Source organism: Pseudomonas sp. QS1027, assembly GCF_002814235.1.
In the GTDB taxonomy this organism is placed as follows: domain Bacteria; phylum Pseudomonadota; class Gammaproteobacteria; order Pseudomonadales; family Pseudomonadaceae; genus Aquipseudomonas.
Genome location: NZ_PHSU01000031.1, coordinates 63,123 through 78,708, shown reverse-complemented (window position 1 = coordinate 78,708; position 15,586 = coordinate 63,123). Strand labels below are relative to the sequence as shown.

At 62.7% G+C, this 15,586-nt stretch carries 13 protein-coding genes; 3 read left to right on the top strand and 10 right to left on the bottom strand.

Annotation, left to right across the window (positions count from 1 at the left end; genetic code table 11):
- Positions 1 to 86: 86 nt before the first annotated feature.
- From CWE01_RS25725 to arnC, 7 genes are read right to left on the bottom strand one after another with little or no spacing between them, the layout of a single operon-like run.
- Positions 87 to 1,448: a UDP-glucose/GDP-mannose dehydrogenase family protein gene (locus CWE01_RS25725; protein ID WP_100943357.1), complete on the bottom strand. Its 1,362-nt coding sequence runs from the start codon at positions 1,446 to 1,448 to the stop codon at positions 87 to 89.
- Positions 1,445 to 1,852, bottom strand: a complete 408-nt coding sequence (gene arnF / locus CWE01_RS25720; RefSeq protein WP_100943356.1) for a 4-amino-4-deoxy-L-arabinose-phosphoundecaprenol flippase subunit ArnF — start codon at positions 1,850 to 1,852, stop codon at positions 1,445 to 1,447. The genes CWE01_RS25725 and arnF overlap by 4 nt, the downstream gene beginning before the upstream one ends.
- Positions 1,849 to 2,193, bottom strand: coding sequence for a 4-amino-4-deoxy-L-arabinose-phosphoundecaprenol flippase subunit ArnE (gene arnE, locus CWE01_RS25715; protein ID WP_100943355.1), 345 nt, complete (start codon positions 2,191 to 2,193; stop codon positions 1,849 to 1,851). The genes arnF and arnE overlap by 4 nt, the downstream gene beginning before the upstream one ends.
- Entirely contained in the window at positions 2,190 to 3,839 is a 1,650-nt protein-coding gene (gene arnT / locus CWE01_RS25710; protein WP_100943354.1) for a lipid IV(A) 4-amino-4-deoxy-L-arabinosyltransferase, read from the bottom strand. The genes arnE and arnT overlap by 4 nt, the downstream gene beginning before the upstream one ends.
- Complete coding sequence (gene arnD / locus CWE01_RS25705) at positions 3,836 to 4,720, bottom strand: 4-deoxy-4-formamido-L-arabinose-phosphoundecaprenol deformylase (protein ID WP_100943353.1); 885 nt, start codon at positions 4,718 to 4,720, stop codon at positions 3,836 to 3,838. Before arnD ends, arnT begins: the two co-directional genes overlap by 4 nt.
- Positions 4,720 to 6,711: a bifunctional UDP-4-amino-4-deoxy-L-arabinose formyltransferase/UDP-glucuronic acid oxidase ArnA gene (gene arnA / locus CWE01_RS25700; protein ID WP_100943352.1), complete on the bottom strand. Its 1,992-nt coding sequence runs from the start codon at positions 6,709 to 6,711 to the stop codon at positions 4,720 to 4,722. Before arnA ends, arnD begins: the two co-directional genes overlap by 1 nt.
- Positions 6,708 to 7,721 carry an undecaprenyl-phosphate 4-deoxy-4-formamido-L-arabinose transferase gene (arnC, locus tag CWE01_RS25695; RefSeq protein ID WP_100943351.1) on the bottom strand — a complete coding sequence of 338 codons (1,014 nt, stop codon included), beginning with the start codon at positions 7,719 to 7,721 and terminating at the stop codon, positions 6,708 to 6,710. Before arnC ends, arnA begins: the two co-directional genes overlap by 4 nt.
- Positions 7,722 to 8,115: 394 nt before the next feature.
- Between arnC and CWE01_RS25690 the strand changes: the two genes are divergently transcribed.
- Both CWE01_RS25690 and CWE01_RS25685 read left to right on the top strand, forming a co-directional pair.
- Entirely contained in the window at positions 8,116 to 9,777 is a 1,662-nt protein-coding gene (locus tag CWE01_RS25690) for an MFS transporter (protein WP_100943350.1), read from the top strand.
- On the top strand, positions 9,774 to 10,919 hold the full coding sequence (locus tag CWE01_RS25685; protein ID WP_100943349.1) for an HlyD family secretion protein: 1,146 nt from the start codon (positions 9,774 to 9,776) through the stop codon (positions 10,917 to 10,919). The genes CWE01_RS25690 and CWE01_RS25685 overlap by 4 nt, the downstream gene beginning before the upstream one ends.
- 18 nt (positions 10,920 to 10,937) lie before the next feature.
- On the opposite strand, the gene CWE01_RS25680 is transcribed toward CWE01_RS25685, so the two are convergent.
- The 3 genes from CWE01_RS25680 to CWE01_RS25670 are packed head-to-tail and all read right to left on the bottom strand — an operon-like array spanning position 10,938 to position 14,223.
- Complete coding sequence (locus CWE01_RS25680) at positions 10,938 to 11,765, bottom strand: metal-dependent hydrolase (protein ID WP_100943348.1); 828 nt, start codon at positions 11,763 to 11,765, stop codon at positions 10,938 to 10,940.
- Positions 11,766 to 11,779: 14 nt separating this feature from the next.
- Positions 11,780 to 12,676 (bottom strand): SDR family oxidoreductase, encoded by an 897-nt coding sequence (locus tag CWE01_RS25675; protein WP_100943347.1) that lies wholly within the window; start codon positions 12,674 to 12,676, stop codon positions 11,780 to 11,782.
- Positions 12,673 to 14,223, bottom strand: a complete 1,551-nt coding sequence (locus CWE01_RS25670; RefSeq protein ID WP_100943346.1) for an NAD(P)/FAD-dependent oxidoreductase — start codon at positions 14,221 to 14,223, stop codon at positions 12,673 to 12,675. Before CWE01_RS25670 ends, CWE01_RS25675 begins: the two co-directional genes overlap by 4 nt.
- A gap of 253 nt (positions 14,224 to 14,476) precedes the next feature.
- On the opposite strand from CWE01_RS25670, the gene CWE01_RS25665 reads away from it, so the two are divergent.
- The gene (locus tag CWE01_RS25665) at positions 14,477 to 15,469 is read left to right on the top strand and encodes an alpha/beta fold hydrolase (protein WP_100943345.1); all 993 of its coding nucleotides are present in this window, start codon (positions 14,477 to 14,479) and stop codon (positions 15,467 to 15,469) included.
- Positions 15,470 to 15,586: the final 117 nt, after the last annotated feature.

Sequence of the window (15,586 nt, the reverse complement as noted above, 5' to 3'; positions counted from 1 at the left end):
ACCCGTTAGGAACGAAAACGCGGTCATTTTTTTGAAATGACCGCGTCGTTTGTCTGCTCAGTCACCCCTGGACAAGGGGCAGGGCATCATTCCAGACCGTGACGGGTCACCGGCAGGTCCAGCGAAGCACCGCGACCGATCGCAAAGTAGGTGAAACCTTTGCGTTGCATGCGGTTGGCGTCGAACAGGTTGCGGCCGTCGAAGATCACCGGCGCTTTCAGGCGCTGCTTGATCAGCTCGAAGTCCGGCGCCTTGAACTGCTGCCATTCGGTGCAGATGATCAGCGCGTCGGCGCCGACCAGGGCCGATTCCGGCGTGCCCATCAGCGACAGGCCTGGCTCATCCGGATAGATGCGCTGGGTTTCCTGCATGGCTTCCGGGTCGAACGCACGAACCTGTGCGCCGGCCGCCCACAGGGCTTCCATCAGCACGCGGCTCGGTGCATCGCGCATGTCGTCGGTGTTCGGCTTGAACGCCAGGCCCCAGAGGGCGAAGGTCTTGCCTTTCAGGTCGCCCTTGTAGAACGCGTTCAGACGGTCGAACAGCTTGTGCTTCTGACGCTCGTTGATCGCTTCCACCGCTTGCAGCAGGTCGCTCGAGCAGTTGGCCGCCTGGGCGCTGTGGATCAGGGCGCGCATGTCTTTAGGGAAGCACGAACCGCCGTAGCCGCAGCCCGGGTAGATGAAGTGGTAACCGATGCGCTGGTCGGCGCCGATGCCCATGCGCACGGCTTCGATGTCCGCGCCCAGGTGTTCGGCCAGTTCGGCGATCTGGTTGATAAAGCTGATCTTGGTCGCCAGCATGCAGTTGGCGGCGTACTTGGTCAGCTCGGCGCTGCGCAGGTCCATGAACATGATGCGGTCATGGTTGCGGTTGAACGGGGCGTAGAGGTCGCGCATCACTTCGCGGACTTCTTCACGCTCGCAGCCGATAACGATCCGGTCCGGACGACGGCAGTCTTCCACCGCCGAACCTTCCTTGAGGAATTCCGGGTTGGAGACGATATCGAATTCCAGGGTCCGGCCGACCTTGTCCAGGGCGGCTTGGATATGCGCGCGCAGGGTGTCGCCGGTACCGACCGGAACGGTGGATTTTTCCACCAGGATCAGCGGCTCGACGCGGTGGCGGACCACGGCATCGCCCACCGAGAGGACGTACTTGAGGTCAGCCGAACCGTCTTCGTCCGACGGCGTGCCGACGGCGATAAACAGTACCTGGCCATGCTCGATCGCCAGCTTCTCGTCGCTGGTGAAGTGCAGGCGGCCGCTTTCCAGGTTGCTCTTGACCATGGTCTCCAGCCCTGGTTCGAAGATGGGGATGTGGCCTTTACGCAGCAAGTCGATCTTGTTCTGGTCGACGTCCATGCACACGACATCATGACCGACTTCGGCCAGCACAGTCGCCTGCACCAGACCGACATAACCGCTACCAATTACGCTGATTTTCATACGGAGTCCCTAGGACGGGGTATACGTGGAGAGTTGATCGTTAACACGCCGAGAATGACCAGGGCCACTCCCAGCGATTTCGAAAGACTGAAGCTTTCATTGAAAAACGGCAGGCCGGCGGCCAACAGGTAGACCAGCGCGTAACTGACGCTGAGCAACGAGTAGGCCCGGCCCAATGGCAGGTCGCGCAAGGCGGCCAGCCAGCAAAGCATGGACAGGGCGTAGGCGAGGATCGACCCGGCCACCACACCCAAGGCGAGTAACGATACGTCCTGAGTCATCAGGGCGTCCAGCCACTGCGTCGGTTCCGGCAGGCGCGTCATGCTCCAGCGCATGCCCAGTTGGGCACCGCTGACCAGCAGGACGCTGCCGGTGGCCAGGGTAAAACCACGAGCCTGGCTCATACGTGACGCCCCAACAGGACCACACCGGCGATGATCAACGCCACGCCCAACCAATGGCGGGTGTCGATCGACTCCTTGAACAGGTAGCGCGCCACCAGGGTGATCAGGACAAAGTTCAGGCTGAGCATCGGGTAGGCAATCCCGACTTCCAGCCGTTGCAGGACCAGCAGCCAGACCAGCAGGCCGAAACCGAGGCTGGCCAGGGCCAGCCACAGCCAGGGCGAACGCAGTTTATGCAGGATGCCCAGGTCCGGGCCGCGCCAGCTTTCGACGGCAAACTTCTGCGCGACCTGGCCCAGGCACGTCAGCAGGCAGGCGCTGAGTAACAACATCAGGGTCATGGGGCGGTCTTCGAGAAAATCAGGATAACCATGTTGCCTTCTTCATAGCGAACATGATCCTTGGGCAGCAGGTCGATCTCGTGCAGTTCGTCCTCATCCTTGACGCGCATCACCACGCCGACCTGGCCTTCACGGCGGGCGTTGTCCATCCAGGCCTGGATCTGGCTCAAATCCTGAGCGCGACCCGCGGTCTCGGGATAACCCAGGCCGTACTGCAATTCACCCTGGGTGTTGTAGAGGGTGATATCGCTGCGTTTCATGCGCCAGGCCAGGGCCGAAGCGGCACCCAGGTCATTGCTCAGGAAGTGACGGCTCTGGCTCAGTTCCTCGGCATGGTGGGCGATGAACTGGTCGGGCATCTTGTTGTGCACGATGACATTCGGCATCGCCGCCGGCAGCAACAGCACCAGCATGCCCATGCCCAGCGCCGGCGTGGCCCAGAAGGTCAGCGGCTTGAGCACGGGCAGGATATTGACCAGGATCCAGCTGCCGATGAAGACGCAGAGCAGGGTCAGGTGCAACGGCTCGTTATCGTAGAACGGCTGCTTGATCTGGAAATACACCAGAGCCGCCAGTCCCGCCAGGCCCAGTACCAGGTTGAGCAGGCCGTTGAGACGGGGAACCTGACCTTGCGCAAGCTTGATGCGCTCCATCAGTGAATGTCCCATCAGCAACGCCAGGGGCATCAGGCACGGCATGATGTAGGTCGGCAGCTTGCCGCGGCTGAGGCTGAAGAACGCCAGCGGCAGCAGCAACCAGAGCAGCAGGAACACGGTGATGCGCTGGCCCTTGGTACGCCAGGCGTCCTTCAGGGTCACCGGCAACAAAAGTGCCCACGGCAGGCTGGAGACCACGATCATCGGCAGGTAGAACCACCACGGCCGGGTGTGCTGCGCGTCTTCGGCGGCAAAACGACGGATATGCTCGTGCCAGAAGAAGAAACGCCAGTAGTCCGGTTCCTGGAGGTGAACCGCCAGGACCCAGGGCAGGCTGATCAGCGTGGCCACGGCCACGGCCACCAGGCCATAACCCACCAGTTCGCGGAAACGCTTCTGCCAGATCATGTAGGGCAGGGCGATCAGCACCGGCAGCATCAGGGCGAGGAAACCCTTGGTCATGAAACCCATGCCGCAGGCCAGGCCCAGGGCCACCCACGACCACAGGCGTGCCCGCGGGGTGCTACCGTCGATGGCGAACCACAGGGCGACGAAGCTCAGGTTGACCCAGAAGGTGAATTGCGGATCGAGGTTGGCATAACCGGCTTGCCCGGCGATCAGGCCGAAGCTCATGTACAAGGCGGCGCAGGCAAACTGCTTGCGTTCGTCGTTCCACAGGCGCCCGGCGATCAGGTAGACCAACAATACGCTCAGCCCGGTGCTCAGGGCCGAGGCGAAACGCACGCCGAAAAAGTTCTCACCGAAAATGGCCTGACCGATGGCGATCATCCAGTACCCGGCGATGGGTTTTTCGAAGTAGCGCAGTTCCATGAAGTGCGGCGACGCCCAGTGGCCGTGCCGGAGCATTTCCTGGCCGATCTGGGCGTAGCGGGTTTCGTCCGGAATCCACATGCCATGGGTGACCAGTGGCAGGAGGTAGAACAGCAGAAAAGCGAGAAACAGTAACGGCAAAGCCCAGCGCCTGGTCATCCCTGCTGTACCCCGAGCCAGCCTTCACGGCCGCCGAGGGTGCCACGGACCAATTGCCCTGCGGGCAGGCGGTCCAGTTGGGCTGGCAATAGATTGACCAGGGGTTGGAACTCGATATCGCGTGCCTTGGCCTGGGCCAGGAGCTGGCGAAACTCGTTTGCCATCAGAATCCCTTCTACTTCTGCGTGAATGGTGTAGACATTCAGGCGCGCCGGACTGAACCGGTCGAGAATGAACGCATTGAAATCTTTCGCGGCCAGATCCGCACCCACGACTTCGTCGAAGGTAGGCAGGTCCACGGGAATTTGCGGGGTACCCAGGCTGCCATCCGCCAACCGTGGCAGAAACAGGCCGTGCCCGCGGCAGTCGCTGTTATAGCGAAAACCGAAATGCTCCTTGGCTTGCACGACACGCTCGTCCGCCCGCCAACCGGCGGTGGCCGAACATTCGACGGCTTGCCCGGTGATATCGCTCAGGCAATCGACGCCGCGACGGATCTGTTCGATCAGTTCGGCTTCGCTCCAGCGCCCGGCGTTGGCCTGCCAACCGTGGTGATCCCAGGCGTGCAGGCCGACCTCATGGCCGGCAGCCAGGGTCTGGCGCATCAGATGCCCCAGATCCCGACCGATCGGCTTGCCTGGCCAGGCAGTGCCGGCCAGCAAGATGTCCCAGCCATAAAGGCTGGCAGCCTTGGAACGCAGCATCTTCAGGAGGAACTGGGGTTTGATGAGGCGCCACAAGTGGCGCCCCATGTTGTCCGGTCCGACGCTGAAGAAGAACGTCGCCTTGACCTGGGCCTCGTCGAGCAGTTCCAGCAACCGCGGTACCCCTTCACGGGTGCCGCGATAGGTGTCCACATCGATGCGAAGTCCAGCCTGCATCAGCGCTTGTCCGCGATTTCGAGCATGGCTTCCTTGAGGAAGAAGTCCAGGGTGTTACCGATGGTTTCGCTCATCTCGACGGTAGGCTCCCAGTTCAGCAGGCGCTTGGCGTTTTCGACGCTTGGTTTGCGGTGCGACACGTCCTGGTAGCCAGTACCGTAGAACGCCTTGCTTTCCACGTCGCGGAAACCGGCGAACGGAGGGAAGTTGCTGCGCAGCGGGTGAGCTTCGAACTGACGCAGCAGTTCTTCGCCCAGCTGACGGATGCTGGCTTCGTTGTCCGGGCTACCGATGTTGATGACCTGGCCGTTGCAGCAGTCGTTTTCGTTGTCGACGATACGGGCCAGGGCCTCGATGCCGTCGGCGATGTCGGTGAAGCAACGCTTCTGCTCGCCGCCGTCGAACAGACGGATCGGAGTACCTTCCACCAGGTTCAGGATCAGCTGGGTGATGGCACGGGAGCTGCCGATACGTGCCGAATCCAGACGGTCCAGGCGTGGACCCATCCAGTTGAACGGACGGAACAGGGTGAAGTTCAGGCCCTTGGCGCCGTAAGCCCAGATCACGCGGTCCAGCAACTGCTTGGAAACCGAGTAGATCCAGCGCTGCTTGTTGATCGGACCGACGACCAGGTTCGAGGTGTCTTCGTCGAAGTTCTCGTCCTGGCACATGCCGTAGACTTCGGAAGTCGACGGGAAGATCACGCGCTTGTTGTACTTGACGCAGTAGCGAACCAGTTTCAGGTTTTCTTCGAAGTCCAGTTCGAATACGCGCAGTGGGTTGCGGGTGTATTCGATCGGGGTGGCGATGGCCACCAGCGGCAGGACCACGTCGCACTTCTTGATGTGATATTCGATCCACTCGGAGTGGATGCTGATATCGCCTTCGACGAAGTGGAAGTTCGGGTGGCTGCGCAGGCGCTCGATGGCGTCCGAACCGATGTCCAGGCCGTAGACTTCGTACTTGTCGTCACGCAGCAGGCGCTCGGACAGGTGGTTGCCGATGAAGCCGTTGACGCCCAGGATCAGTACGCGGGTACGACGTGGCTTGCGGCCCGACTCGGCGCCACGCAGGAAGGAACCGTCCACCAGGCCCAGCTCGTTGGCCAGTTGCGGGCCGCTGAGGAACAGGCCGGCGTCGTTGCGCTGACCGGCCTTGATCACCAGGGAGTCTTCACCGCAAGCGATGCGCAGCGGATCGACGCTGATCACACGGCCAGGGGCCTGGCCTTCGTTGCCCTTGACGACTTCGGCGCTCCAGACGATCAGCTTGTGCTCGCCCACGGCGCAGAAAGCACCCGGGTAAGGCTGGGTCACGGCGCGAACCAGGTTGAACAGCTCTTCGGCAGGCTTTTTCCAGACCAGCTTGCCGTCAGCCGGGGTACGGCGACCGAAGTAGGTGGCCTTGGATTCGTCCTGGGCGGTTTCGCTCAGTTTGCCGGCAGCCAGTTGTGGCAGGGCTTCACCCAGCAGGGCGGCAGCGCTGTCACGCAGCTTGGTGTGCAGGGTCAGGGCAGTGTCGGTGCGGTCGATGGCAACGCGGTTCTGCGCCAGGATGCCACCGGCATCGGCACGCTTGACCATGCGGTGCAGGGTCACGCCGGTTTCGGTTTCGCCGTTGACCAGTACCCAGTTGGCCGGTGCACGACCGCGGTAGCGTGGCAGCAGGGAACCGTGCAGGTTGAACGCGCCGTTCTTGGCGGTGGCCAGCAGCTCTTCGCTCAACAGGTTGCGGTAGTAGAACGAGAAGATGTAGTCCGGGTTCAGCTTGGCAATGCGCTCGATCCACAGAGGATGGTTGGCATCTTCCGGGGCGTGCACGGTAATGCCCTTGCGAGCACAGAGTTGCGCTACGGAACCGTAGAAGGCGTTCTCCTTCGGGTCGTCGGCATGGGTGAACACTGCGGCGATGTCGTAACCTGCGGCGAGCAGGGACTCGATGCCGGTGCAACCAATATCGTGATAGGCGAAGACGACAACTTTCGGATTCATGGTGCGACCTGATTGGAGGTAGTAGTAGAAGGGGTATCACCAGCAGCGCTGGCAGGAGAAGGCTGGCTACGCAGCACTTTCTCGATGAAGAAGCGCGGACGTGCACGCACGTCACTGTACATGCGGCCCAGGTATTCACCCAGGAGCCCCATGCCGATGAACTGACCGCCGGTAAAGACGAACAGGATAGCAAACAGCACGAACGAACCGTCACCAGCCCAGGCGGCACCGAAGATCAGGCGCAGCACCACCAGCAGGATGGCGAAGAGCGCGCCGAGACCGGCCATGGTGAAACCGATGATGCTCAACAGCCGCAGGGGCGTGGTGGTCATGCAGGTGACCAGGTCGAACATCAGGTTGATCAGGCGCATCGGGCTGTATTTCGAGTCACCGTGCTCGCGTTCGGCGTGCTGCACCAGTACTTCGGTGGTGTGCCGGGCAAAGCTGTTGGCCAGGATCGGGATAAAGGTGCTGCGCTCGCGGCAGGCCAGCATCGCGTCGACGATGGTCCGGCGATAGGCGCGCAACATGCAGCCGTAGTCGCTCATGGCGACGCCGGTGGAACGTTGCACGGCCATGTTGATCAGGCGCGACGGCCAGCGGCGCAGGGCCGAGTCCTGGCGATTGTTGCGCACCGTACCGACCACGTCGAAGCCCAGGGCAGCCTGTTCCACCAGACGCGGAATTTCTTCCGGCGGGTTCTGCAGGTCGGCGTCCAGGGTGATGACCACATCACCGGTGGATTGCTCGAAGCCGGCCATGATCGCGGCGTGCTGACCGTAGTTGCGGTTCAGGATCACGGCGATGACCGGGCTGCCTTCACGCTCGGCGGCTTCCTGAAGAATGTCGGCGGAGCGATCACGGCTGCCGTCGTCGACCAGGATGATTTCGACATCCTGGGTCAACTGCGCACAGGCCGCTTCGGTGCGGCGCAACAGTTCAGGCAGGCTCTGTTCTTCGTTATAGACCGGGATAACGATCGACACGCGCTGAATTGGATAAGGTTTCAAAGGCTTCTTTCCAGAATGGTTTCAATGGTGCGGCGATGCTTCAAGCCAGCCGATAGCATGCCGGACTCAACGCTCAGGCACAATGAACGATGCCTTTTATGCGGGCAAGCATAGAGGCATGACCGTGGGATGATACAGGGGTAATAAAAGACATGCGGCGATTAAAGCCTAAAAAAATGAAATGTCAAAGCTGCATAACAGCGTTATGTTCATGATTTTTATCAGTTCCCTGGCCCGGAGCGCGGGCAGGATTCTACGGTAAACGCCCAAATGTGAAAAGCCTATGAAGAAGAGATGAACATCCTGTTGTTTTTGCTCAATAGACAGCGGCGATTCAGGTAATCTGTGCAGCCGCGCAAAAGAGTCGCTTTCCGGTGTTTGGAGCAGGGCCCCGATGAACCAATACGCGCCGCACGACTGGCAGCCCCACGAGCGCCCCAGCCTGCCCGGATCGCCGTCGACGCCGTTGCATTCCACGCCCAAGCGCTGGGCCTATGCCATGGTCGGGCTGCTGGTGGCCTTGACCGGCGGCCTCGGCAACTCGCTGGTGATCGCCAACCTGCCGTACCTGCAAGGCGCCCTGGGCTCGACCACGGCGGAGATCGCCTGGTTGCCGGCGGCCTATGTCATGACCAATGTCTCGATGAACCTGTTGCTGGTGAAGTTCCGCCAGCAATTTGGGCTGCGGGCCTTCACCGAGGTGTTCCTGGTGCTCTATGCGCTGGTGACCTTCGGCCATCTGTTCGTCAATGACCTGAGTTCGGCGATTGCCGTGCGGGCGGCCCACGGCATGGTCGGTGCGGCCCTGAGTTCCCTGGGGCTGTATTACATGATCCAGGCTTTCCCGGCGAAGTGGCGGCTCAAGGCCCTGGTGCTGGGGCTGGGCACCTCGCAGTTGGCGCTGCCCCTGGCCCGGCTGTTTTCCGAGGACCTGCTGCAGATCGCCGAGTGGCGCGGGTTGTATCTGTTCGAACTGGGACTGGCGCTGGCGGCCCTGGGTTGCGTGTTCCTGCTCAAGCTGCCGCCGGGCGACCGCTTCAAGACCTTTGAAAAACTTGATTTCCTGACCTTCGCCATTCTCGCCACCGGTGTCGCGCTGCTGTGTGCGGTGCTCTCGCTGGGGCGGATCGACTGGTGGCTGGAGGCGCCCTGGATCGGAGTGGCCTCGGCCGCCTCGATCGTGCTGATCCTCGCGGGACTGGCCATTGAGCACAACCGCAGCAACCCGATGCTGATGACCCGCTGGCTGGGCAGCGGGGCGATGATCCGCCTGGGGCTGGCGGTGATCCTGATCCGCATGGTGCTCTCGGAGCAGTCCACCGGCGCGGTGGGTTTTCTCCAGGCCTTGAACATGGGCAGCGAGCAGATGCGCAGCCTCTACGGGGTGATGTTGCTGGGCAGCATCGCCGGATTGGCGGTCAGCGCCCTGACCATCCACCCGGATCATCTGCTCAAGCCGCTGATCATTTCCCTGGCGCTGATGGCCGTTGGTTCGTCCATGGACAGTTTCTCCAACAACCTGACACGTCCGGCCAATATGTACGCCAGTCAATTCCTGCTGGCCTTCGGCGGGACCTTTTTCCTCGGCCCGACCATGGCCCTGGGGACCCGCAACGTGGTGACCAACCCGCGCAACCTGGTGAGCTTTTCGGTGTTGTTCGGGATCTGCAACAATCTCGGCGGCTTGATCGGCTCCGCGTTGCTGGGCACTTTCCAGGTGGTGCGGGAGAAATTCCACTCCAGTAGCATCGTCGAGCACCTGACACTGATCGATCCGCAAGTGGCCGCGCGCCTGCAAAGCAGCAGTGCGGCCTATGCCGGGGTGATTTTCGATCCGTCGGCGCGGACCACCCAGGGCATGCAGGCGTTGGCCGCGTCGGCGACCCGCGAAGCGAATATCCTGGCCTATAACGATGTATTCATGCTGATCGCGGTGATCGCCGTATTGACCATGCTGTGGATTTTCGCCCGCAGCCTGTGGTTGCTCAGCATGAACAAGAAGATTGCCCGCAACGCCCCGTCTTCCACTCTCACCAGCGGTGCCCCTTCACGATGAGCGAACCTGCGACCACGACCAATGCCATTGCCGCCACCCCCGAAGGGGTCACCCCGGCCGGCGCTTCGTCCACCGAGCCGAGGTCCCTGGGGGTGCGGATCGTCTCCTCCCTGGGCTTTGCCGCGATCGCCATCACCGGCGTGCTGATCGTGCTATATGCCTGGCAGCTGCCGCCGTTCGGCAGCGCCATCGAAAGCACCGAGAACGCCCTGGTGCGCGGACAGGTGACGCTGATCGGTCCGCAGCTCAGCGGTTATGTGTACGAAGTGCCGGTGCAGGACTTCCAGTTCGTCAAGGCCGGCGAGCTGCTGGTGCGCCTCGACGACCGCATCTATAAGCAGCGACTGGACCAGGCGCTGGCCCAACTGGACGTGCAGAAGGCCGCCCTGGCCAACAACCTGCAACAGCGCCGCAGTGCCGAGGCGACCATTGCCCAGCGCCAGGCGGCCCTCGACAACAGCCGGGCCCAGGTGCTCAAGAGCAGCGCCGACCTCAAGCGCAACGAAGCGCTGATCGCCGATGGCTCGGTGTCCCGCCGCGAGCTCGACGTGACCCGTGCCGACCATGCCCAGACGGACGCGGCGGTGGCCCAGGCGAAGGCGGCGCTGGATATTTCCCGTCAGGACCTGCAAACCGTGCTGGTCAACCGTGGCTCCCTGGAGGCGGCGGTGACCAACGCCGAGGCATCGGTGGAGCTGGCCAGGATCGATTTGTCGAATACCCGGATCACCGCCCCCCGGGACGGCCAACTGGGGCAGATTGGCGTGCGGCTGGGGGCCTATGTGAACTCCGGCGCGCAGTTGATGGCCCTGGTGCCGGATCGGCATTGGGTGATCGCCAATATGAAGGAAACCCAGATGGCGGCGGTGCGGGTGGGGCAGGCGGCGAGTTTTACCGTTGATGCCCTCAATCATCGACGCTTTACTGGCCGGGTGCAGCGCATTGCCCCGGCGACCGGCTCGGAGTTCAGCCTGTTGCAGGCCGACAACGCCACCGGCAACTTCGTCAAGATCGCCCAGCGGGTGCCGGTACGGATCATCGTCGACCCGGGGCAGGAGGAGATCGATCGGCTGCGCCCGGGGCTGTCGGTGGTGGTGAGTATCGACACCGCCAGTCAGGTCCAGCCGGTAGAACCCGACTGACAGGCCAGGGCGCTTCGCTCAGGGGCGCTGGTTATTCATTGCCTCGACCAGGGCATCGATGCGTTGCAGATGCTCGCGGTTGTCATGATCCCAGGGATGGAAGCCTGGCTTGAAGTAATCCAGCCAGGGCAGGGCGATACGCGGAAACACGCCGCGGCGACCGAACAGGTACTTGAGCATGGTCCAGCAACCTTTCAGCTGATGACCGGCCTTGCGGTCGGCGATCAGCAGGCGCACATGAAAGTCGAACACCACCAGCCAGAACATCAGCGTGGTGCTGAGCATGCTGCCGACACGGATCAGGTAGCGCCCCAGCCCCGGCTTGAGCGCGGCATTCCACACATCGAAGGCCACCGACTTGTGCTCGGTCTCCTCCAGCGCATGCCACATCCACATCTGCCGATAACCCTCGACCGAGTCGCCGAAGCGGCTCGGGTCGCGCAGCATCAGGTCGGCGAGCATCGCCGTGTAATGCTCCAGGGCAATGGTGATGCCCAGGTTGAAGGCGGGCGGAAAGTACTTTTTCTGGAAGTCGAGAATGATCCGCAAGCGTCGGTCGAGCTTGTGTGCCGGCAGGCCGGCGGCTTGCAGCATGTCGTTGTAGCGCAGGTGCTCGCGGCTGTGCATGGCTTCCTGGCCAATGAAACCCTGGATCTGGCGCTTGAGCTCGGGGTCGTGCACCCGGTCCCGGTAATGGCGCACGCTGTCCATGAAGAACAGTTCGCCAGAGGGAAACAGCAAGGACAGGGCATTGAAGAAATGCGTGACCCACGGCCCCTGGGCATGCCAGTCCTTGGCACGCTCGGCGGGCAGGTCGACACGAACATCACGGCGTACAGGCTGCATGACGGGTACTCCTTTCAATTGAGACCGCCGGCGTCACTGGCGTCGGGCCGGGGCTTGCGTTTGCCCGAAGGCGACATCTGACGGGTGACGAACACCACCAGGGCCTGATAGGCGCCGGGCAGCAGGCGCACCAACAGGTCCAGGGCATGGGCGTCGCGGCCGATCAGCACCCGTCGGCGGTTTTTCCGTACGCCGCGCAGGATCACCCGGGCGGCCTGGTCGGCATCGGTGATAAACAGCTTCTCGAAATCCGCCCGGGCCTGTTCCTCGTTGTCGATGAGCAGGCCCTTGACGTTGTCGCTGATCCGGCTGGAACGGGCGATATCGGTCTTTATCCCGCCAGGGTGCACGCAAGTGGCGGAGACGCCGATGTCCATCAGATCAAGCTCCTGGCGCAATGATTCGGTAAAGCCGCGCACGGCGAACTTGCTGGCGTTGTAGGCGCTCATCCCCGGTTGGGCGAACAGCCCGAACACGCTGGAGGTGTTGATGATATGGCCGTTGCCGGCCTGCCTGAGGTAGGGCAGGAAGGCCTGGGTGCCATGGACCACGCCCCAGAAGTTGATTCCGACGATCCAGTCGAGGTCTTCCTGGCTCATGCCTTCGATGGTGCTCGACAGCGCCACCCCGGCATTGTTGAACACCAGGTTGACGCCGCCATGCTCGGCGGCTGTGGCCGCCGCCCAGTCGAACAGGGCCTGGCGTTCGGCGACATCGAGGACCTGGGTGGTCATGCGCAGCGGTAGCAGTGCGGCGGCCCGGGCCAGTTCCAGGGTCTGTGCCAGGCCTTGGGGATTCTTGTCCGCCAGGGCCAGATGGCAACCTTCGCGGGCCAAGGCAATGGCCAGGGCGCGGCCCATGCCGGCCCCGGCTCCGGTAATGGCGGCGACTTTGCCGTCGAAGGTTTTCATGGCCGGCCTCCGGGGGCTTGGGCTTGAGCGGGGGCCTGTTCCGGGTGGGGGGATATCCGGGCGCCGACCTTGTAGTCGCTGAGCTGGAAGTGGCGGGTGACCTGACGGAAACGCCAGGTCGAGCCGGGCCAGAGGGTGGTGTTCTTGCCGGTACGCGGGTCCAGGTACCAGCTGCGACAGCCGCCGGTTGACCAGATCGCGCGCTGGAGCTGCTGCTGGAGCCGCTCGTTGTAGCGGTTTTCCACCTCGGGCTTGATCTCCAGGGTTTCGATCCACTGGCTGCGCATTTGCTCAAGGGCCTGGAGGATGTAGGTCACCTGGGCCTCGATCATCAGGATCATCGAGTTGTGCCCCAGCCCGGTGTTCGGGCCGATGATCATGAAGAAATTCGGATAGCCCGGCAGGCAGGTGCCCAGGTAGGCGTGGGCGCCGTCGGCCCAGGCATCGAGCACATCGAGGCCGTTGCGTCCGCTGATCAGGCCGCGGGGCAGGGGCTCGGTGGCCTGGAAGCCGGTACCGAAGATCAGGCAGTCGACGGGATGGCGCACGCCGTCGGCGCTGATCACGGCATCGGCCTCGATCCGCGTGACGGCCTGGCTGACCACTTTCACGTGGCTGCGCGCCAGTGCCGGGTAGTAGTCGTTGGAAATCAGGATGCGCTTGCAACCGATGGTGTAGTCGGGCGTCAGGGTCTTGCGCAATGTCGGTGCGGCAACCTGCCGATGCAGATGGCGCACGGCAATTCTCTGTACCAGCTTCATCAGTTTCGGATAGCGGGCGAAGGCAATCACCCGGCTTTCCAGGGCCCAGTAAATGGCCGAGCGGGCCAGGCGCTGGGTAAACGGCAGGTGTCGGAACAGCCAGCGTTCGGCCGTCGACAGTTCACGGTCGGGCTTGGGCAGGATCCACGGTGGCGTGCGCTGGAACAGGCTCAGGTGCGCGACCCGCGGGGCGATCTGTGGCACGAACTGGATTGCGCTGGCCCCGGTGCCGATCACCGCGACCCGTTTGCCTTCCAGTGCATAGCCATGATCCCAGTGCTGGGAATGGAAGCTTTTGCCCTGGAAGTCCGCCAGTCCCGGAATATCCGGCAGCGCGGGGCGGGAGAGTCCGCCCATGCCGGAAATCAGCACCCGCGCCGACAGCTGGCGCCCGTTGGCAAAGCTCAGGGCCCAGCGCTGGCGGCTTTCGTCGAACACCGCGCGGCTCAGGGCCATGTCGAAATGCAGATGGGGGGTGACGCCGAAATCCTTCGCGCAACGTTCCAGATAGGCGCGGATTTCCGCCTGTGGCGCAAACTGCCGGCTCCAGTGCGGATTGGGCGCGAAAGAGAAGGAGTAGACATGCGACTGCACATCGCAGGCGCAGCCCGGATAGTGGTTGTCGCGCCAGGTACCGCCCAGGCTGTCGGCCCGTTCGGCGACGAAGAAATCGCTGATGCCGGCCTGCTTCAGGCGGATGGCCATGCACAATCCGGCAAAGCCGGCGCCGATGATCGCGATATCAACGGCTTCGCCATCTGGCGGGGGTGACGAGTACGCATTCATGGTGTGTACCTCGATTGTGGCAACGCCTGCCGGTGAGTGGCAGCGCTGGATGAACACTCAGCATTGCATAATTAAATTAAATGTTTTAAAAAATAATTTAAATAACTTACCTGAAAATATCGCCTACGCTAGTGTTCTGCCGAACCCTGGCGACTCATCCGACCGATGGGCCTGTTCATCAGGTGTAGGCGATTCTCGAGGTGGCAGCCAATCCCGGCGCCGCGCCTTGGGGCAGGGATGCGAGGGGCGAGCAATGGGATGGGGCGTTGGGGTTGCACTCTTTGCGGCGGCGAATGCCGCGCTATGGGTCATCAGCTCACGGATCAACCGGAGCATCGAAGCCGCGGTGCCGCCCGAGGGGCGTTTCATCGAGGTGGGCGGCGAGTGGATTCATTATGTGGATGAGGGCAGCGGCCCGGCCCTGGTGATGATCCATGGGCTGTCCGGCTGTGGACGCAACCTGACCTATGCCTTGTCGCCGCGTTTGCGCGAAGAGTTCCGGGTGATCAGCCTGGACCGTCCCGGCTCCGGCTACTCCTCCCGCAGGCCTGGCGCCGGGGTCGATATCCCGGCCCAGGCCGCCCTGATCGCCGAATTCATCGGCAAACTGGATCTCGACCGCCCCCTGGTACTCGGCCATTCCCTCGGCGGCGCCTTGGCGTTGTCCCTGGCGCTGAATCATCCGCAGTCGGTGTGCGGCCTGGTACTGGTGGCGCCCTTGACCCATCCCCAGCCCATCCTGCCCCCGGTGTTTCTGTCGTTGGGGGTGAGGCCGGCGTTTCTGCGACGCTGGTTTGCGCAAGTCCTGGCCGCGCCCATCGGGCTGCTCGGGCGCAAGGCCCTGATCAGGGCGGTATTCGCCCCCGAGTCGCCGCCCCATGACTTTGCCGAGCGCGGTGGTGGGTTGCTGGGCTTGCGCAGCCGCAACTTCTATTGCGCCTCCAGCGAGATCGCCACGGTGAACGACGATCTCCCGGACATGGTCAGGCGTTATCCCTCCCTCAAGCTGCCAGTGGGCCTGATCTATGGCTCCCGGGACCGCGTGCTGAGCCACCGCAAGCACGGCGAATCGATGCTCGGCAAGCTGCCAGGCCTGTGCCTGGAGATTGTCGAAGGGGCCGGGCACATGTTGCCGGTCACCGCCGTGGAGCCGGTGGTCGAGCTGGTTCGCAGCATTGCCCTGCGGGCAAAACCGCAACCCTGTCTTGCCGTGGATCTGGCGGCCCCGGTGCTGGGGACTTCCTGAGCGAGCGGTTTGCAGGTTGATCCAGCGTGACGTGACGACATTCAACATTCGATAAAAAAATAGTTGACGAGCTAACGAAATCGGGCTAAATATTTAAAAAAATGTTTTGAATGTTTT